An 18,193-nucleotide genomic window follows, 5' to 3' on the forward strand; every position below is an offset into this window, starting at 1 on the left:
TCGGCGCAGCGTCTTACTCCGCCTCGACCTTGTCACCGATCTTCTTGACCACCGCCATCGCCCCGGCCCGTCCCGGCAGGGACGTCGTCGCCGGGAGGCTGCCGCCGCGAACCCGCTCGCGGTAGAGGGTATAGATGCCGCTGCCGACGATGATCAGCGAGCCGAGCAGCACGAAGCCGTCCGGCCGCTCGCCGAAGACGAGGACACCGATCAACAGGGCGAAGACGAGGACGGAATAGCGAAACGGTGCGACGAAGCTGATATCGCCGGCGCGCATGGCCTCGACGATGAAGACGTAGCCGATGGTGATCAGCACCGCCGCGCAGCCGAGGGTCAGCACCTGCGGCGCGGCCATGGGCTGCCAGCCTTCGAAGGGCAGCATGGCCCATCCCGTGAGCGACACGGCGAGCGCGGTCGTCATCGAAATGAACAGCGAGGGAATGCCGGCCGGAAGACGCCGCGTCGCCAGGTCGCGGGTGGCGGCGCAGACGACGGACAGAAGAACGTAGATCGAGGCGGTGGTGAAGCCTTCGAGGCCGGGGCGGACGATGATGACCACGCCGAGAAAGCCGACCGCGATCGCCGTCCAGCGCCGCCAGCCGACGCGCTCGCCGAAGAACAAAGCGGCGCCGAGCGTGACCGCCAGCGGCAGCGCCTGGAAGATCGCCGTCGTGTTGGCGAGCGGCAGGGCCCTGAGGGCCGAGACATAGGTCAGCGTCGCCAGAATGTCGGCGAGGGTGCGCAGGAGAAGCATCGGCTGCAGCACGGTGCGCAGCGGCCTGAAGGCGCCCAGCCAGAAGGCGAAGGCGGCCAGGATGGCGGTCGCCATCAGGCCGCGCACCGCCAGGATCTGCCCCACGCCCATGTCCTCGGAAGCGAGCTTGACGAGGCCGTCATTGACCACGAAGGCCGCCATGGCGGCCAGCATGCAGAGGCCGGCGCGGACATTGGCCGACAGCGGCGGACGAACGGGAAGGGGCATGCTGATTCCAGGGTGGTCGCGGAGGGTCACCCTCCCTTAGCCGCTCGCGGCCGGCAGCGCGACCGTTGCCGCCGATCGCCTCTTGGCGGGTGGCGCTTCCCCAGACTTCCCGCCCTTGCGGAACGATCCCGGCAGAAACCTGCGAATCGGGCAAATCCTAATGATTGGTGTAGCGTTCCCTCGATTGTTTCCTGCGAAATTCCCGTCAGGAAACTGTCAAGAAGGACACCGCCATGGGGGCATTCGACGCCATCCAGCCGCTTTCGCCCCTGCGCCTCGAAACCCGAACGGATCTCGCCGCTCTCCAGCCGGTGCCGATTCCCATCGCCGAGATCGTCCGCGAGAGCCGTACCGACGCTGTCGACACCGGTCCGGTTCAGGCCACCCCGTCCGTGCATCCGCTAACAGCGACCGGCCTCTCGCAGTCGCCGACGCCGCCGACGGCCTCGTCGCTCGACATCGCCATTCAGGAGGCAGAGCCGGCGCTCTCCGTCCCCTGGCTGGCAACGCCGCTTGTCGCTGCCGCGACGACGAGCGTTGAGGCCAGCGGGGCGACCGAAACGGCGGCGGCGCCTCAAAAGCCGGCCGACGCCGCGCCGCTGCCCTACGGCCCGGATCCCGAGCGGGTCCGGCACCTCATCGACTGGTTCGTCAGCCGGAACGAGTTCCTGCCGGTCACCTTCGCCTATCGCCAGGCCGGGGACTTGAGGGAAACCGTGCCGGCCCGTTCGGCGGGCAGGGCCGTTGCCGCAGCCCGGGCGGTCAGCGCGCTATATCAGACCGACTAGCGGCAGAGATCGCCGTTACCGCGGCGCGACCGGCGCTTGACCAGACTTCCGGCGGGCGAAGCGCACCGCCGGTCGGCGCGTTGGATCAGGAGCGGGGCGGTTCGGCGCTCAGCGAGAGCGTGATCGGACCGACCAGAGGGTCGTAGCGGGTGCGCGCGCGCTCGGGATAGCGGATGGCGACGGAGTGAACGAGGTCGCCCCGGAAGATGTAGCGCTCGTAGAAGATCTTGCCGTCGCGATAGCCGGAGACGACGACCCAGCGTTTTCCGCCCTTTTTGTAGGTGACGGTGTCGTCCGCCGCCCGGTCGGCGATGATCGTGGACGGCGTCTCGCCGCCCCGATTGGCGCGGGCGTAGATGAAGAGCTCCGCGCCGTTCGGCCCCGTCCAGGCGCGCCCGTCGCGATTGACGGGCTCGGGCTGCGCTTCGGGAAAGGCCTCGCGCGGAAACGTCGCGACGGTGCCGAAGCGCTCGTTGCGGTAGGTCATGTCCTCCGCCAAGGCCGGGCCAAAGCCGAGGACGAAGGCCGCGGCCGCGCTGAAGACGATCCGGTATCCCGCTCTCATCCTATCCTCCCGTGACGCTCATATGGCGCGAGACGGCGGGCCGCCGCGTGGCGCGATCGATGATGAAGTCGTGCCCCTTGGGCTTGCGCCCGATCGCCTCGTCGATCGCCTGCGACAGGAGCTCGTCGCCTTCGGAGGCGCGCAGGGGCGCCCTCAGATCGGCCGCATCCTCCTGTCCGAGACACATGTAGAGCGTGCCGGTGCAGGTCACGCGCACGCGGTTGCAGCTCTCGCAGAAATTGTGCGTCATCGGCGTGATGAAGCCGAGGCGACCGCCGGTCTCGGCGATGGTGACGTAGCGGGCCGGGCCGCCGGTCTTGTAGTCGTTGTCGCTGAGCGTGAAACGCTGCTCTAGATCGCTGCGGACCTGGCTCAGCGGCAGATACTGGTCGGTCCGGTCCTCGTCAATTTCGCCCATCGGCATGGTCTCGATCAGCGTCAGGTCCATGCCCTCGCCATGCGCCCAACGGATCATCTCGGGGATTTCAAGGTCGTTGAAGCCCTTCAGCGCGACGGCGTTGAGCTTGACCTTGATGCCGGCGGACTGCGCGGCGCGGATGCCCTGGAGCACCCGGTCCAGCTCGCCCCAGCGCGTGATGGCCCTGAACTTGTCGGGATCGAGCGTGTCGAGTGAGACGTTCAGCCGCTTCACGCCGTGCCCGGCGAGTTCCGCGGCATAGCGCTGCAGCTGCGAGCCGTTGGTCGTCAGCGTCAGCTCGTCGAGCGCGCCGCTCTGGAGATGGCGCGACAGGCTGGCGATGAGATGCATGATGTTCTTGCGCACCAGCGGCTCGCCACCGGTCAGGCGCAGGCGCCGCACGCCCTTGTCGACGAAGGCGCTGGCCAGCCGGTCGAGTTCCTCGAGCGTCAGGAGATCGCGCTTCGGCAGGAACGTCATGTCTTCCGCCATGCAGTACACGCAACGGAAGTCGCAGCGATCGGTCACCGAGACGCGGAGATAGGTGATGGCTCGCCCGAAAGGGTCGATCATCTCCGGCGGCGTGCGGGGCAGGGCAATGTCGCTCGTCACCCCGAGGAGATTGCGGCCGCCGTGAGCTTCGTTCATAGCATCGGTCATCAGTAACAGATGGAAGGTCGCGGACCTCCGGTCAAGCCGATCGACGGGAGCGACCGTTTGCCGGGCGCCGGTCTCGGCGGTCAGTAGGGAAGATGACATGGTCCAGGCCGCCGCCGCACCGCAGGAAATCCGCGTGTCCAAGGACCGTCGCACGCTGACGGTCCGGCTGGCGGACGGGGCTACCGATATGTTCTCGGCGGAAATGCTGCGCGTCCTGTCGCCGTCGGCCGAGGTCCAGGGGCATTCGCCCGAGCAGCGCGTGACGGTCGGGGGCAAGAAGGATGTCGGCATCGCCAACATCGTGCCCATCGGGCACTACGCCATCCGCATCGTCTTCGACGACGGCCACGATACCGGCCTGTTCACCTGGACCTATCTGGCGGAACTCGGGCGGAACGGGGAAGCGCTCTTTGCCGCCTATCTCGACGAGCTGAAAGCCAAGGGGCTCCGACGCGAAGGCTGACGGCGTGGCCGATAGGCGCCGCGCAGACGGACTTGCCTGTGCTGACGGCGACGGTCAGGCCCGGGGGAGCCGTAGCTCGGCAATGCCCACCGGCCGGTATTCCTCGATCTCGACGCGGTTTCGGCCATTCGCCTTGGCCTGATAGAGCTGGCGGTCGGCCCGCTGAAACAGCGTCTCATAGCTGATCGCGTTGCGGAAGAAGACGCCGCCGACGCTGACGGTGAGCAGGATCGGCTCGCCGTTCGGCGTCGTGATCTCGGCCGCGGCGACGACGGCCCGCAGGCGCTCCGCCGTCGCCTCAGCCGACAGGAGGCCGGCGCCGGGCAGGAAGATGCCGAATTCCTCGCCGCCGAGCCGACCCAGCACGTCGCCGGCGCGCGTCACCTCGACGAGGAGAGCGGCGATCTGGCGCAGCGCCACGTCGCCAGCGGCGTGGCCCCAGCGGTCGTTGATCAACTTGAAAAAGTCGGCATCGACGAGAAGCAGAGCGCCGCGACCACCTTCCGCCCGGTCGATCTCGTCCAGCCTGTCGGCGACAATCTGCGTAAAGGCGCTGCGGTTGAGGATGGCCGTCAGGCCGTCATGGGTCGCGGCATAGCGCAGCTCCCGGTTCAGCTCGGCCGCCTGGTGCAGTTTCAGCGAGATGACGACGAAAAGCGGGCCGGCCAACAGGGTCGGCAGGAAGACGGAACAGACCATGCTCTTGAAGAAGGCGTCAGGATCCGAGTGCCAGAAGAGCCATAGGTTGAAGGTTACGGAGACGCTGACGCAGACGGCGACGCCGCCCAGTGGCAGGCGGCCCAGCCTGTAAAGGTCCTGCCATGACAGCGAACCCGCTAAGGTATAAAACGTCATCGACCCCTCTGGTCTCGGCCAAGCCAGACCAGCATTGAGCAAAACCGTTAACGCAATCGCCCTGCAGTTGCGCTGCACCGCAGCAAGGATATCCCTATCTGCCCCGCTCGACGTGCCAGGTCTTGGCCTGAGGGGGGCTCAGGCCTCGACGTCGGCCGTCCGCTCGAAGGCCGGCAGCTGGTCGAAGGCCGCCTTCAGCGAGTCCGACCAGCCCTCGGAGATCAGCTGGTAGTAGGGATCGCGCTGGTCGAAGCGGTGCCGGTAGCCCGGCATGAAGCTGTCGGCCTCGTAGAACTGGAGGTCGATCGGCAGGCCGACCGAGAGGTTCGAGCGGATGGTGGAATCGAAGGAGACCAGCAGCAGCTTGGCGACCTCCTCCAGCGCCATGCCGGCGTCGTAGGTGCGGATGATGATCGGCCGGCCGTATTTGTGCTCGCCGATCTGGAAGAAGGGGTTGTCGGCCCCGGCCTCGATGAAATTGCCCTCGGGATAGATCATGAACAGCCGGGGACGGCCGCCCTTGATCTGGCCTCCGAGCACAAAGGAGGCGGAGAAGCGGCCGTCGGCCTTCTGCCCGGAGGGGCTGGTATAGGAGATGACCTCGCGCAGCGTGTCGCCGATCAGCTTGGCCGTCTGGAACATCGAGGGCTGGTTCAGGATCGCCGGCTCGCGGTCGGCGGGCGCCACGCTCCGCTCCTCGAGCAGCGACACGGTCGACTGCGTCGTCGCCAGATTGCCGGCGCTGAGCAGGCAGAGAAAACGCTCGCCGGGCACCGACCAGGTCTTCATCTTGGAAACGACCGAGATGTTGTCGATCCCGGCATTGGTCCGTGTGTCCGACATGAACACCAGGCCGCGATCGACGAGCAGTCCGACGCAATAGGTCATGGATACGAAATCCCCCAAGGACGGCCGGGGCCGCGCGGCGTCTGAGGCCGCATCCGAAACTTTGCGTCCCCGCCGGGGGCCCGGTCTACGATCGAAGCACTGCCACCGCAAGCGCTGCCGGGCTTTGTCCCCAGAGCCCGGGCAGGGCGGAGCGCTACGGTTCTACGTCAAATGGCTTGCCGCAAGCCGACCGGCGTCACGAATAGAAGCGGTAGCTCTGGGCAATTTCGACCGCAAGCCGGTTGTGATCGACCATGAAGGCGGTGAGGAACTCGTGCAAGCCGCCCTCGATGATCGTGCCGACGTCCGACCCCGTGAACCCGTCGCACAGCTGGTCCGCCGTCGCCCGGCAAACATGCTCGGTGCCGTAGGTCCGGGCGAGGAAGCCGAGGCTTTCGCGGATGTTCTTGTAGCAGTAGGCGAGCGAGCGCGGCATCCGCTCGTTGAAGATCAGGAAGTCGATGATGTCGACCGCGCGATACTCGGCGTCGTACTCCCAGATGTAGGAGCGATGCGCGGAGACGGACCTGAGGATCGAACCCCACTGGAAATTGTCGAGCGAGGAGCCGACGGAGGAGTGCGTCGGCAGGAGCACCCAATATTTGACGTCAAGAATGCGCGCGGTGTTGTCGGCGCGCTCGACGAAGGTGCCGAGATTGCAGAAGTCGAAGATCTCGTTGCGCAGCATGGTGCCGTAGAAGGCGCCGCGCATGTAGGCGGTCTGCTTCTTCACCATGTCGAGCACGGCCGGCAGCTGACCGTCGCGCAGCGGCATCTGCAGGCGCCGCTTCAGGAGGATCCAGCTTTCGTTCAGCGCCTCCCAGGTCTCGCGGGTGAGGGCGGTGCGGACCATTCGCCCGTTCGTGCGGGCCGATTCGATCGAGGACAGGACGCTCGACGGGTTGTCGACGTCGCTCAGGAGGTAGTCGATCATCTGCCGCGGTTCGAAGTCGGCATATTTCGCCTTGTAGCCCGCCTCCACGCCGGCGGTGACCAGCACCGATTGCCACTCATCCTGCTCGGAGGAGAGATTGGTCAGGGACAGACGCAAACCAGCGTCGATCAGGCGCGCCATGTTTTCTGCCCGCTCGATGTAGCGGTGCATCCAAAAAAGGCCCTGGGCCGTGCGTCCGAGTAGAGCCATGCGAAATCAGTCCTCCAGAACCCAGGTGTCTTTGGTGCCGCCGCCCTGGCTCGAATTGACCACGAGCGAGCCCTCCTTGAGGGCGACGCGGGTGAGCCCTCCCGGAATGATCTTGATCTTGTCGGAGACCAGGACGAAGGGCCGGAGATCGACATGCCGCGGCGACAGGCCCTTTTCGCCGAGGATCGGCACGGTCGAGAGCGCCAGGGTCGGTTGCGCGATATAGTTGCCCGGCCTGCCGCGCAGCTTGTGCGCGAAAGCCTCGCGCTCCTCCGCCGTCGACGTCGGCCCGACCAGCATGCCGTAGCCGCCCGAGCCGTGCACTTCCTTGACGACGAGTTCGGCGAGATGGTCGAGGACGTAGGCGAGGCTGTCGGCGTCGGCGCAGCGCCAAGTCGGCACGTTCTCCAGAAGCGCCGGCTGACCGGTGTAGAATTCGACGATCTCCGGCATGTAGGAGTAGATCGCCTTGTCGTCGGAAATGCCGGTGCCCGGCGCATTGGCGATGGTGATGCCGCCGGCCTTGTAGACTTCCATGATGCCGGCGACGCCGAGCACGGAATCCGGATTGAACACGTCGGGGTCAAGGTAGTCGTCGTCGACGCGACGATAGAGAATGTCGATCGTCTTGTAGCCTTGCGTGGTGCGCATCTTGATGCGGCCGTCGACCATTTTCAGGTCGGCGCCCTCGACGAGCTCGACGCCCATCTGGTCGGCGAGGAAGGCGTGCTCGTAATAGGCGGAGTTGTGGATGCCGGGGGTCAGCACCGCGATCGTCGGGACACCCTCGCACAGCGGCGGGGCGACGGCGGCGAGCGAGCGCCGCAGGTGGTTTGGATAGGTTTCGACCGGCCGCACGCGGTTCTGCGCGAACAGCTCGGGAAACATCTGCATCATCGTCTCGCGGTTCTCGATCATGTACGAGACGCCGGAAGGCGTGCGGGCATTGTCCTCGAGCACGTAGAACCGGTCTTCGCCGACGCGCACGATGTCGGTGCCGATGATGTGGGTGTAGACCCCGCCGGGCGGGGTGAAGCCGATCATCTCGGGCAGGAAGGCGGCATTGCCGTCGATGAGGCTGGCGGGGACGATGCCGGCCTTCACGATCTTCTGCTCGTGATAAATGTCGTGCAGGAACATGTTCAGCGCGCGCACGCGCTGCTCGATGCCCTCGGCGAGCTTCTGCCATTCGCGGTTGTTGATGATGCGCGGCACCAGGTCGAACGGGATCAGGCGCTCCGCCGCCTCGGCCTCGCCATAGACGGCGAAGGTGATTCCCGTTCGACGGAAGAAGCTCTCGGCCTCGCCGGCCTTCTCGACGAGGGATTCGGGATCCTGCTGGCCGAACCAGGCGTGAAAACGCTCGTATGGCTGTCGGACCTGTCCTGCCTCTCCCGTCAGCATCTCGTCAAACGGCTTCACGGCAACCCTCCTTGCGACTCTGGCCCTAGAAGAGAAGCCAATAGCCAAGAAATCAAGGACCCGCTGAGCGAATAGGGGACAGGCCGAAATTTTGGGCGGGACGCGTGGCAGGGGCGGTGTCTCCTCCGGCACGGCGAAGCTTGCGCAAACCCCGGCGCCCGCCCTACACAATGACGCGAGCAGGAGGCGGCTTTGGCAAAGACACGGGGAGAGGATCTGTTGCGCCTCGACGAGGCGGCGCGTGCCGGCTGGCTGTACTACGTCGCCGGCAATACGCAGGAAGAGATCGCGGCCAAGCTCGGCACGTCGCGCCAGTCGGCGCAGCGCCTGGTGTCGCTGTCGGTCTCGGCCGGCCTCGTCAAGGTGCGGATCGACCACCCGATCGCCTCCTGTCTGGAACAGGCGCGGTCGCTGCAGCAGGCCTTCGGCCTGTCGTTCTGCGAGGTGGTGCCCTCCGATCCCAGTTCCTTGTCGACCACGATCGGTATCGCCGAGGCCTGTGCGGCCGAGATGGAGCGCCGGCTGATGCGGGCCGAGCCGGTGATCATGGCGCTCGGCACGGGCCGTACTCTCAAGGCCTCGGTGGAGCGCCTGCCGAAGATGACCTGCAGCCAGCACCGGATCGTCTCGCTGACTGGCAACATCGCCCTCGACGGCTCGGCCTCGGTCTACAACGTCATCTTCACCATGGCCGACGCCATCCAGGCGCGGCACTATCCGATGCCGCTGCCGGTCGTCGTCTCCACGCCCGAGGAACGCGCGCTTCTGCACGAGCAGAAAGTCGTCCAGAGTACGCTGGCGCTTGCCGCCAAGGCCGACGTCACCTTCGTCGGCGTCGGCGAACTCGGGGCCAAGGCACCGCTTGTCGTCGACGGATTCATCACCGGCGAGGACCGCGATCTCCTCAACAGCGTCGGCGGCATCGGCGAGATCGTCGGCTGGGTCTTCGACGAGGCCGGCCACATCATCGACTGTCCCTTCAACGACCGCGTCGCCAGTGCGCGCATCCCCTCGACGGAAACCAGCGAGGTCATCCTCGTCGCCATGGGCGCGGCCAAGGCGCCGGCGATTCGTGCCGCGATGGCCGGCCGCATGGTCAACGGCCTGATCACCGACGAAGCCACGGCACGGTTGCTCGACGCCGGCTGATCCGGAGCGCCCTTTTCCTGTCGTAACTGTGGATGGCTGACGATCGGCTGGGGACGACGTGCCGAACGGCGCCGAATTGCTGCGTCGCCGCACGGGATTCATTTGACACTGGCGCGGGTCGGTGGGATTTTGCCCGGACACTGGTCAAATGCTCAAAATTGCTGGGAGGCACCGAATGTCCCTATTGAAAACCCTTGGCTGCGCCGCGTCGCTGCTGGCTTTCACCGCGGTCGCGCAGGCCGAGACGACGCTGACCATCGGCACCGTCAACAACAGCGACATGATCCGCATGCAGGGTCTGACGGACGCCTTCACTGAGGCCCATCCCGACATCAAGCTGAACTGGGTGACGCTTGAGGAGAACATTCTCCGCCAGCGCGTGACCACCGACATCGCCACCAAGGGCGGCCAGTTCGACGTCATGACCATCGGCACCTACGAGGTCCCGATCTGGTCGAAGCAGCAGTGGCTGGCGCCGCTCGACAAGCTCGGCGACGACTATGACGTCGACGACCTGATCCCGGCCATCCGCAACGCGCTGTCGACCGACGGCACGCTCTACGCCGCGCCCTTCTATGCCGAGAGCACGCTGACGCTCTACCGCAAGGACCTCCTGGAGGCCGCCGGCCTCACCATGCCGGAGAAGCCGACCTGGGACTTCATCGCGGAAGCCGCGGAGAAGATGACCAACAAGGAAACCGGCGTTTACGGCATCTGCCTGCGCGGCAAGCCGGGCTGGGGCGAGAACATGGCCTTCCTCGGCAACATGGCCCGCGATTTCGGGGCCAACTACTTCGATGCCAACTGGCAGCCGCAGTTCGAGAGCGAAGGCTGGAAGAAGGCCGTCACCCTCTATGTCGAGCTGATGACGAAGTATGGTCCTCCCGGCGCTGCCGCCAACGGCTTCAACGAGAACCTCTCGCTGTTCGGCCAGGGCAAGTGCGGCATGTGGATGGATGCGAGCGTCGCGGCGTCCTTCGTGACCGATCCCAAGCAGAGCCAGGTCGCCGACAAGGTCGGCTTCGCGCCGGGTCCCTGCGGCATCGAGAACTGCCCGAACGACGGCGCGAACTGGCTCTGGGCCTGGTCGCTCGCCATTCCGGCCTCGTCCGCCAAGCAGGAAGCCGCGCAGACCTTCATCTCCTGGGCGACGTCCAAGGCCTATCTGGAGCTCGTCGCTTCCAAGGAAGGCTGGGCGAACGTGCCTCCCGGCACGCGCACCTCGCTCTACGAGAACCCGGAATATGTGAAGGCGGCGCCGTTCGCCGAAGCGACGCTGGCCGCGATCAACAAGGCTGACCCGTCGATGGGCGAGGGCAAGCCCTATGTCGGCCTGCAGTTCGCCGCGGTTCCTGAGTTCCAGGGCCTCGGCACCGCCGTCGGCCAGCAGATGGCCGCCGCCCTGTCGGGCTCGACCACGGTCGAAGCCGCGCTCGCCGCGGCCCAGGCCCAGGCCGTCCGCGAAATGACCCGCGGCGGCTACATCAAGTAAGCCTCTGACGGCATGCATCGAAGGGCCGGCCTCCACCGGCCCTTCGATCTTTCGCGTGGCGCCAAGCGCCGCCGCGTGACACGCTCCCCGTCGACTACCTCACGAAGTCGGGCCGTCTGCCGCCCGAAGACTGGTTTCGGCCGCCCCAGCCTCTGCGCGCGGCCCCTTGTCGGAACAGGACCATGGCGACAACCCAAACCAAGTCCGTCGCGCGCCTGATGATGGCGCCGTCCGTGATCGTCCTCTTCATCTGGATGATCGTTCCGCTCCTTCTCACGCTCTATTTCTCGACGCTGCGCTACGGATTCTACAATCCGGAGACGCCTTTCGTCGGGATCGAGAACTACTCCTATTTCCTGACCGACCCGCGCTTCCTGAGCGCCTTTCAGACGACGCTGCTTCTCGTCTTCGGCGTGTTGTGCATCACCATCATCGGCGGCATTTTGATCGCGCTGCTCCTCGACCAGGAGTTCTACGGCCAGACGATCGTCCGCCTGCTCGTGATCGCACCCTTCTTCGTCATGCCGACGGTGGCCGCGCTGGTCTGGAAGAACATGATGATGAACCCGGTCTACGGCGTCATCGGGCAGATGCTGAACGCCGTGGGGATCGGCTCGGTCGACTGGCTGACCAACCTGCCGCTGACCTCGATCATCATCATCGTCGCGTGGCAGTGGCTGCCGTTCTCGGTCCTCATCCTCCTCACCGCCTTGCAGTCGCTGTCGCAGGACCAGAAGGAAGCCGCCGAGATGGACGGCGCCGGCGTGATGTCGATCTTCTTCTACATCACGCTGCCGCACATGAAGCGGGCGATCACCGTCGTGATCCTGATCCAGACGATCTTCCTGCTCTCGGTCTATGCTGAGATCGCGGTCACCACTGGCGGCGGCGCGGCCTCCTCCAACCTGCCCTTCCTGATCGCCTCGATCATCTCGCTGGAAGGCGATGTCGGAACGGCCTCGGCCGGCGGTATCGTCGCCGTCGTCGTCGCCAACGTCGTCGCGTTCTTCCTCGTCCGCATCGTCGGCAAGAACCTGGAGGGCTGAGCCATGGCGCGCGCCATCACGACACGTCGCAAGCTGGGCATGACGGTTCTGGCCTGGGTCGTCGGTCTCCTGATCTTCTTCCCGATCCTCTGGACGATCCTGACCTCGTTCAAGAGCGAACTCGACGCGATCTCGATCCCGCCGAAATTCCTGTTCTTCGACTGGACGACCGAGAACTACGTGGCGATCCAGGAGCAGAGGAACTATTTCGCCTTCCTGATGAACTCGATCTACCTCGCCCTCGGCTCCACCTTCGTCGGACTCTGCTTCGCCATTCCCGCCGCCTGGGCCATGGCCTTCTCGCCGACCAAGCGCACCAAGGGCGTGCTGCTCTGGATGCTGTCCACGAAGATGATGCCGGCGGTCGGCGCTCTCGTGCCGGTCACCATCCTCTTCCGTAGTTTCGGCCTGCTCGACACACGGTTCGGCCTGATCATGATCCTCTTCCTGATCAACCTGCCGATCATCGTCTGGATGCTCTACACCTATTTCAAGGAGATCCCGGTCGACATCCTGGAGGCGGCGCGCATGGACGGCGCCAACCTTCGCAAGGAGCTGACGCAGGTGCTGGCGCCGATGGCGATCCCCGGCATCGCCTCGACGATTCTTCTCAACGTGATCCTCGCCTGGAACGAGGCGTTCTGGACGCTGCTGCTGACCACCACCGACGCCGCGCCGCTCAGCGCCTTCATCGCCTCCTTCTCCAGCCCGCAGGGCAATTTCTACGCCAAGCTTTCCGCCGCCTCGACGCTCGCGATCGCCCCGATCCTCATCATCGGTTGGTTCTCGCAGAAGCAGCTGGTGCGCGGTCTGACTTTCGGCGCCGTCAAGTAAGAAAGGGATCGCCATGGCTTCCATCAATCTCAGGCAGGTCTCGAAGCGCTTCGGCGATGCGGTGATCATTCCCGGCATCGACCTCGACATCCAGCACGGCGAGTTCGTCGTCTTCGTCGGGCCGTCGGGCTGCGGCAAGTCCACGCTGCTGCGGCTCATCGCCGGCCTCGAGGACGTGTCCAGCGGCGCCATCTCGATCGACGACAAGGACGTCACCGGCGTCTCCCCGGCGGCCCGTGGCCTCGCCATGGTGTTCCAGTCCTACGCGCTCTATCCGCATATGACCGTCGGCCAGAACATCGGCTTCCCGCTGAAGATGGCCGGCGAGAGCAAGGACGCGATCCAGCAGAAGGTGCGGGCGGCCGCCGCCACGCTGAACCTCACCGAATATCTCGACCGCAAGCCGAAGGACCTGTCGGGCGGCCAGCGCCAGCGCGTCGCCATCGGCCGCGCCATCGTGCGTTCGCCCAAGGGCTTCCTGTTCGACGAGCCGCTGTCGAACCTCGATGCGGCGCTGCGCGTCAACATGCGTCTCGAGATCTCCGAACTGCACGAGCAGCTGAAGACGACGATGATCTACGTCACGCACGACCAGGTCGAGGCGATGACCATGGCCGACAAGATCGTCGTTCTCAACCGCGGCAATGTCGAGCAGGTCGGCTCGCCGCTGGAACTCTACGAGAACCCCAAGAACCTCTTCGTCGCCGGCTTCATCGGTTCGCCGAAGATGAACTTCTTCACCGGCGCCTATGCCGAGTCCCGCGGCGCCAAGACGCTCGGCGCCCGGCCCGAGCACCTGACCATCTCGAAGGACGACGGCGCGCTGCGCGGCATCGCCGGCGTCTCCGAGCATCTGGGCTCCGACACCTTCATCCACATCAAGATGGACAATGGCGAGCAGGTGACCGCCCGCGGCCTCGGCGACTATCGGATCAAGCACGGCGATCCCGTCTGGCTGACCCCGCAACCGGGCCACATGCATCTCTTCGACGCCAAGGGCCTCGCCAGCGGCAAGGCCTGACGGTCACGCCGATCGTCCGGCCGGCCTGAGGACGGCCTGACGATCGGCCAGGCGGCGTCCCGGTTAAAACACATGCACAGCGATGGGCCGACCAGCAGGTCGCCCGTCCTCGACCCCTTACAGGAACCGAAACCATGAGCGTCAGGCTGTCTTCAGCGACCCTTTCCGCGGCGGCCGAAACCGTTGCCGTCCCCGCCTATGACCGGTCGACCCTGACTGCCGGCATCCTGCATTTCGGCATCGGCAACTTTCACCGGGCGCATCAGGCTGTTTATCTCGACGACCTGTTCAATCTGGGCGAAGGGCATGACTTCGCCATCGTCGGCGCCGGCATGCTGCCGTTCGAGACCGCCATGCGCGACAAGCTCTCCGCGCAGGATTACCTCACCACCGTCGTCGAGCAGGACAACAACCGCACCGCCGCCCGCGTTACCGGCGCCATGATCGACTATCTGCCGATCGGCGACGGCAAGGCGATCATCGAAAAACTCGTCGATCCCGCGATCCGCATCGTCTCGATGACCATCACCGAGGGCGGCTATTTCGTCGACGCATCGGGTCATTTCGACCCGACGCAGAAGGCGATCGTCGACGACGGCCACAATCCCGAGAACCCGAAGACCGTCTTCGGCCTCATCGCCGCCGGCCTGAAGGCGCGCCGCGAGAGGGGCATCGCGCCCTTCACCGTGATGTCCTGCGACAACATTCCGCACAATGGCGTCGTCGCGCGCGATGCCGTCGCCGGCACCGCCGCTTTGTCCGACCCGGCGCTGGCCGAGTGGATCCGCGAGAACGTCGCCTTCCCGAACTCGATGGTCGACCGCATCACGCCGGCGACGAGCCCGCGCGAGATCGACAAGCTCGTGGCGGAGTTCGGGATCGCCGACAACTGGCCGGTCTATTGCGAGGAATTCAAGCAGTGGGTGATGGAGGACACGTTCCCCTCCGGCCGCCCGGCGCTGGAAAAGGTCGGCGTCACCTTCGTCGACAATGTCGCGCCCTGGGAGCTGATGAAGATCCGCATCCTGAACGGCGGCCACGCGGCGATCGCCTATCCCGGCATCCTCCTCGACATCCAGTACGTCCACGAGGCGATGGAGCATCCGCTGATCGCCGCCTTCCTGGAGAAGCTGACGAAGGACGAGATCATCCCCGTGGTGCCGCCCGTGCCGGGCACCTCGCTGGAAGACTACCGGAAACTGATCGAGCACCGCTTCCTCAACCCGAAGATCGCCGACACCGTCGCGCGGCTCGCCCTCGACGGTTCGAACCGGCAGCCGAAATTCATCGTGCCGACGATCCGCGACCGGCTGGCGGCGGGGCAGGGGATCGACGGCCTGGCGCTGGTCTCGGCCCTCTGGTGCCGGGCCCTCGGCGGCGCATCGGAAAGCTGCAAGGACATGCCGCTGGTCGATCCCAATCTCGACCGCATTCGCACCGCGGCCGAGGCTGCCAAGACCGATCCCGACGCCTTCCTGGCGCTGAAGGACGTCTATGGCGATCTCGCCGGTAATGCCGTCTTCCGCGAACGCTTCGCCACGATGCTGAAGGCGCTGTGGCAGGACGGCGTCGAGGCGACGCTGAAGGCCTATCTGGCTTAGGCGCCCAACCACTGGCGTAGCTTCGGCCCAATCGAACTCTGCGCAGACACCAATGTTTCGTCATCCCGGACTTGATCCGGGATCCATTCCCCGGCGAAGGGGTCGCAGTTCGAGTCAGAACAAGCGGAAGGTCCCACGGTTAGGACGCTTGTTCAACGACTTGGAATGGATCTTGGATCAAGTCCGGGATGACGAAGCGGCGAGGGCAGTGTGAATGGAGTGCCGCCGCCGTCGCGAACCCACGTCAGCCCCGCTTCCGATTCGTCGCCCGATGTTCTAGGTGCTTCCCGAACGGTATCGGGAGTGACCATGGACAAGCTCTTCATCGGCGTCGATGTCGGCACCGGCAGCGCGCGGGCCGGGGTGTTCGATGGCCTGGGCCGCCTGCGCGGCGCGGCGCGGCGCCCGATCCGCACCTGGCACGAAGAGGGCGGCCTGGTCGAACAGTCGTCCGCCGACATCTGGGCGGCGGTGGTCGCTTCGATGCGCGAGGCCATGACGAAGGCCGGCGGCGCCCCCGAAGCCGTGGGCGGCATCGGTTTCGATGCCACCTGTTCGCTGGTCGTCCTCGACGCCGCGGGCGGGTCGCTGCCCGTCGGTCCGTCCGAGGATCCGCAGCGCGACGTGATCGTCTGGATGGACCACCGCGCCATGGACCAGACCCGGCGCATCAACGCCACCCATCATGCCGTCCTGACCTATGTCGGCGGCGTCATCTCGCCGGAGATGGAGACGCCGAAACTGCTGTGGCTGAAGGAACATCGGCCGGACATCTTCCGCCGCGCTGGCCACTTCTTCGACCTCGCCGATTTCCTGTCCTACCGCGCCACAGGCAGCCTCGCCCGCTCGGTCTGCACGGTGACCTGCAAGTGGACCTATCTGGCGCACGAGCGCCGCTGGGATGCCGACTACTTTCACACCATCGGCCTAGGGGAACTTGCCGACGAGGGTTTTGCCCGCATCGGCACCGAGATCGTCGACATCGCCTCGCCGCTCGGCACGGGGCTGACGGCCGCTGCCGCCGCCGAGTTGGGCCTTTGCGCGGGCACGCCGGTTGGGGCGTCGCTGATCGACGCGCACGCCGGCGGCGTCGGCACGCTGGGTGGCCGCAATGCCGCCGGCGAGGCGCCGGCCGATCCGGCGGCGCAGCTGGCGATGATCATGGGTACGTCGTCCTGCGCCATGGCGCTGACGCCCCAGGCGGCCTTCGTCGATGGGGTTTGGGGTCCGTATTTCGGCGCCTTGCTGCCGGATTACTGGCTGCTCGAGGGCGGCCAGTCCGCCTACGGGGCCGGCCTCGACTACCTCGTCGGTCTGCACCCGGCCGCGGCCGCGGCACGCGAGGCGGCGGCGGCCAAAGATCTCGGCCTGCTCGACTTCCTGGAACAGCGCGCCGTCGCGATGGCCGGCTCGCTGGAAGCCGCGGCCCGGCTGGCGCGGGATCTCCACATCGTGCCGGAATTTCTCGGCAACCGGTCGCCGGAGGCCGATCCGAAGGCCAAGGCGGCGATCGCGGGCCTGGGTCTCGACACCAGTCTCGACAGCCTCGTCCGGCTGTTCGTCGCCGGCCTTTGCGGCCTCTGCTACGGCACACGGCAGATCGTCGAGGCGATGCGCCGGCGCGGCGTCGTCATCGGCACCATCGTCGTCAGCGGCGGCGCCGCCCGCAGTCCACTGCTGCGGCGTATCCTCGCCGATGCCGCCGATCTCTATGTCGCGCTGCCGGAAACGGTGGAGCCGGTTCTCCTCGGCTCGGCCATGCTTGGCGCCGTTGCTGGCGGCCATTATCCGGATCTTAGGAGCGCGGCGGCGGCGATGTGCCGGACGGGCGAGGAAATCGTGCCGGCCACGGGGGCGACGGCCGCCTATCACGCCGCCAAATATGCCGCCTATGGCGCCTTGCAGCAGAGCGAACGGACTGTCCGCCGGATCATGCAGGACGTCTGACCCCACCATCCCGGTTTCGGTCGGGCATCTGCCCGAAGCGCCGCGCTTTCAGCCCGCCGCCATGATCGACTTCGACAGGCCGGCGACGCGCTCGATGCGCTGCTCGGCCCGCGGGAACAATTGCCGCATCTGGCGGGCGTTCAGGAGGCGGATCTCGGCGACGTTGGACATCGCCTCGGCATCGGTCTTCGCGCGGGGGAAGAAGCCGAGGTTGAAGCGCCGCATCAGCCATGCCCGGAGCGCGATCGGCAGCCATTGGAAGCCGATGACCCGGAAATGGGGCTCGAGCGGAAACCAGTAATTGGGCGTCTGGACGTAGTAGCGGCGGCCGAGCCGCTGGATGTTTTCCGAAAAGGCCGCCATCCGGGCCGCGTCGCCGACATGCTCGATGACCGAGTTGGAGTGGACGAGATCGTAATGGTCGCCGGCCAGGAAATCCGGCTCGCAGGCATCGGCGCAGAGCGTCCTGAACAGGCCGGTGTCGGCGACGTTCTGCATTTCCGTGTTGACCAGCGTGATCGAGATCCGGTCGCGATAGCGGGCGAGGAGTTCCCGGGCGATCCGCCAGTAGTCTTCCGTTCCGCCGACGTCCAGAATGCGGATGGACGTGCGGGTTTCAAGCAATTCTTCGATGATCGACGCGATGTAGGCAAATCGTCGGGCGCGAAACCTGAATTCGACACTGCGATCCGACGCCATCGGATCCGGCTTCGACCATGTATTGGAGCGGATGATGCTAAAAGCGCGCATGGTCGGTTCCTTAACGATCAGTTAAGGCATAACGACAGGAACGAAAAAAGTCCCCTGTTAAATGCTCAGTGCTTTTATCGTGGTTAATGCCGCTTGATCCGCCTTCGAGCCTGCTGCGGGATGGGTCTATTGCCCATTCGCCGAGGTCTGGAGCGAGGTTGCTGCCTG

17 protein-coding genes are annotated in these 18,193 nt (G+C 65.9%); 9 read left to right on the forward strand and 8 right to left on the reverse strand.

The window, feature by feature from the left end:
* Positions 1-13: 13 nt before the first annotated feature.
* Entirely contained in the window at positions 14-982 is a 969-nt protein-coding gene (locus IEX88_RS09590; RefSeq protein WP_188850396.1) for a DMT family transporter, read from the reverse strand.
* A gap of 233 nt (positions 983-1,215) precedes the next feature.
* Between IEX88_RS09590 and IEX88_RS09595 the strand changes: the two genes are divergently transcribed.
* Positions 1,216-1,770 (forward strand): hypothetical protein, encoded by a 555-nt coding sequence (locus IEX88_RS09595; protein WP_188850397.1) that lies wholly within the window; start codon positions 1,216-1,218, stop codon positions 1,768-1,770.
* A gap of 85 nt (positions 1,771-1,855) precedes the next feature.
* Here the strand turns inward: IEX88_RS09595 and IEX88_RS09600 are convergent, their stop codons facing one another.
* Positions 1,856-2,335, reverse strand: coding sequence for a hypothetical protein (locus IEX88_RS09600; RefSeq protein WP_188850398.1), 480 nt, complete (start codon positions 2,333-2,335; stop codon positions 1,856-1,858).
* Between the two features lies 1 nt (position 2,336).
* Positions 2,337-3,326, reverse strand: coding sequence for a GTP 3',8-cyclase MoaA (gene moaA / locus IEX88_RS09605; RefSeq protein WP_188850761.1), 990 nt, complete (start codon positions 3,324-3,326; stop codon positions 2,337-2,339).
* A gap of 184 nt (positions 3,327-3,510) precedes the next feature.
* Here moaA and IEX88_RS09610 point away from each other — a divergent pair, with 184 nt between their 5' ends.
* Positions 3,511-3,876: a gamma-butyrobetaine hydroxylase family protein gene (locus IEX88_RS09610; RefSeq protein ID WP_188850399.1), complete on the forward strand. Its 366-nt coding sequence runs from the start codon at positions 3,511-3,513 to the stop codon at positions 3,874-3,876.
* 54 nt (positions 3,877-3,930) lie between these two features.
* Here IEX88_RS09610 and IEX88_RS09615 read toward each other — a convergent pair whose 3' ends face one another.
* The 4 genes from IEX88_RS09615 to IEX88_RS09630 all read right to left on the reverse strand — a co-directional run bounded on the left by IEX88_RS09615 (position 3,931) and on the right by IEX88_RS09630 (position 8,167).
* The gene (locus IEX88_RS09615) at positions 3,931-4,731 is read right to left on the reverse strand and encodes a GGDEF domain-containing protein (protein WP_188850400.1); all 801 of its coding nucleotides are present in this window, start codon (positions 4,729-4,731) and stop codon (positions 3,931-3,933) included.
* A gap of 138 nt (positions 4,732-4,869) precedes the next feature.
* Entirely contained in the window at positions 4,870-5,619 is a 750-nt protein-coding gene (locus tag IEX88_RS09620) for a proteasome-type protease (protein ID WP_188850401.1), read from the reverse strand.
* Positions 5,620-5,815: 196 nt separating this feature from the next.
* Positions 5,816-6,763: an alpha-E domain-containing protein gene (locus IEX88_RS09625; protein ID WP_188850402.1), complete on the reverse strand. Its 948-nt coding sequence runs from the start codon at positions 6,761-6,763 to the stop codon at positions 5,816-5,818.
* Between the two features lie 6 nt (positions 6,764-6,769).
* Entirely contained in the window at positions 6,770-8,167 is a 1,398-nt protein-coding gene (locus tag IEX88_RS09630; RefSeq protein ID WP_188850762.1) for a circularly permuted type 2 ATP-grasp protein, read from the reverse strand.
* A gap of 210 nt (positions 8,168-8,377) precedes the next feature.
* Here IEX88_RS09630 and IEX88_RS09635 point away from each other — a divergent pair, with 210 nt between their 5' ends.
* The 7 genes from IEX88_RS09635 to IEX88_RS09665 all read left to right on the forward strand — a co-directional run bounded on the left by IEX88_RS09635 (position 8,378) and on the right by IEX88_RS09665 (position 17,275).
* Positions 8,378-9,334 (forward strand): sugar-binding transcriptional regulator, encoded by a 957-nt coding sequence (locus IEX88_RS09635; protein WP_188850403.1) that lies wholly within the window; start codon positions 8,378-8,380, stop codon positions 9,332-9,334.
* Between the two features lie 175 nt (positions 9,335-9,509).
* Positions 9,510-10,826 (forward strand): ABC transporter substrate-binding protein, encoded by a 1,317-nt coding sequence (locus IEX88_RS09640; protein ID WP_188850404.1) that lies wholly within the window; start codon positions 9,510-9,512, stop codon positions 10,824-10,826.
* Positions 10,827-11,008: 182 nt separating this feature from the next.
* Complete coding sequence (locus IEX88_RS09645) at positions 11,009-11,872, forward strand: carbohydrate ABC transporter permease (protein ID WP_188850405.1); 864 nt, start codon at positions 11,009-11,011, stop codon at positions 11,870-11,872.
* Between the two features lie 3 nt (positions 11,873-11,875).
* Complete coding sequence (locus IEX88_RS09650; protein ID WP_188850406.1) at positions 11,876-12,706, forward strand: carbohydrate ABC transporter permease; 831 nt, start codon at positions 11,876-11,878, stop codon at positions 12,704-12,706.
* Between the two features lie 13 nt (positions 12,707-12,719).
* Positions 12,720-13,727 carry an ABC transporter ATP-binding protein gene (locus tag IEX88_RS09655; RefSeq protein WP_188850407.1) on the forward strand — a complete coding sequence of 336 codons (1,008 nt, stop codon included), beginning with the start codon at positions 12,720-12,722 and terminating at the stop codon, positions 13,725-13,727.
* A 134-nt stretch (positions 13,728-13,861) separates the two neighbouring features.
* On the forward strand, positions 13,862-15,328 hold the full coding sequence (locus IEX88_RS09660; protein ID WP_188850408.1) for a mannitol dehydrogenase family protein: 1,467 nt from the start codon (positions 13,862-13,864) through the stop codon (positions 15,326-15,328).
* Between the two features lie 309 nt (positions 15,329-15,637).
* Positions 15,638-17,275 carry an FGGY-family carbohydrate kinase gene (locus tag IEX88_RS09665; protein WP_188850409.1) on the forward strand — a complete coding sequence of 546 codons (1,638 nt, stop codon included), beginning with the start codon at positions 15,638-15,640 and terminating at the stop codon, positions 17,273-17,275.
* A 48-nt stretch (positions 17,276-17,323) separates the two neighbouring features.
* On the opposite strand, the gene IEX88_RS09670 is transcribed toward IEX88_RS09665, so the two are convergent.
* A complete protein-coding gene (locus tag IEX88_RS09670; RefSeq protein ID WP_188850410.1) occupies positions 17,324-18,025 on the reverse strand; it encodes a class I SAM-dependent methyltransferase in 702 nt (233 codons plus the stop codon).
* Positions 18,026-18,193 lie beyond the last annotated feature (168 nt).

The organism is Aureimonas glaciei (assembly GCF_014643375.1).
Lineage (GTDB): Bacteria > Pseudomonadota > Alphaproteobacteria > Rhizobiales > Rhizobiaceae > Plantimonas > Plantimonas glaciei.

Coding starts and splice junctions, on each gene's coding strand:
- IEX88_RS09640 (WP_188850404.1), top strand. CDS start 9,510: ATGTCCCTATTGAAAACCCTTGGCTGCGCCGCGTCGCTGCTGGCTTTC.
- IEX88_RS09655 (WP_188850407.1), top strand. CDS start 12,720: ATGGCTTCCATCAATCTCAGGCAGGTCTCGAAGCGCTTCGGCGATGCG.
- IEX88_RS09590 (WP_188850396.1), bottom strand. CDS start 982: ATGCCCCTTCCCGTTCGTCCGCCGCTGTCGGCCAATGTCCGCGCCGGC.
- IEX88_RS09670 (WP_188850410.1), bottom strand. CDS start 18,025: ATGCGCGCTTTTAGCATCATCCGCTCCAATACATGGTCGAAGCCGGAT.
- IEX88_RS09625 (WP_188850402.1), bottom strand. CDS start 6,763: ATGGCTCTACTCGGACGCACGGCCCAGGGCCTTTTTTGGATGCACCGC.
- IEX88_RS09660 (WP_188850408.1), top strand. CDS start 13,862: ATGAGCGTCAGGCTGTCTTCAGCGACCCTTTCCGCGGCGGCCGAAACC.
- IEX88_RS09620 (WP_188850401.1), bottom strand. CDS start 5,619: ATGACCTATTGCGTCGGACTGCTCGTCGATCGCGGCCTGGTGTTCATG.
- IEX88_RS09610 (WP_188850399.1), top strand. CDS start 3,511: ATGGTCCAGGCCGCCGCCGCACCGCAGGAAATCCGCGTGTCCAAGGAC.
- IEX88_RS09650 (WP_188850406.1), top strand. CDS start 11,876: ATGGCGCGCGCCATCACGACACGTCGCAAGCTGGGCATGACGGTTCTG.
- IEX88_RS09615 (WP_188850400.1), bottom strand. CDS start 4,731: ATGACGTTTTATACCTTAGCGGGTTCGCTGTCATGGCAGGACCTTTAC.
- IEX88_RS09645 (WP_188850405.1), top strand. CDS start 11,009: ATGGCGACAACCCAAACCAAGTCCGTCGCGCGCCTGATGATGGCGCCG.
- IEX88_RS09665 (WP_188850409.1), top strand. CDS start 15,638: ATGGACAAGCTCTTCATCGGCGTCGATGTCGGCACCGGCAGCGCGCGG.
- moaA (WP_188850761.1), bottom strand. CDS start 3,326: ATGATCGACCCTTTCGGGCGAGCCATCACCTATCTCCGCGTCTCGGTG.
- IEX88_RS09630 (WP_188850762.1), bottom strand. CDS start 8,167: ATGCTGACGGGAGAGGCAGGACAGGTCCGACAGCCATACGAGCGTTTT.
- IEX88_RS09600 (WP_188850398.1), bottom strand. CDS start 2,335: ATGAGAGCGGGATACCGGATCGTCTTCAGCGCGGCCGCGGCCTTCGTC.
- IEX88_RS09595 (WP_188850397.1), top strand. CDS start 1,216: ATGGGGGCATTCGACGCCATCCAGCCGCTTTCGCCCCTGCGCCTCGAA.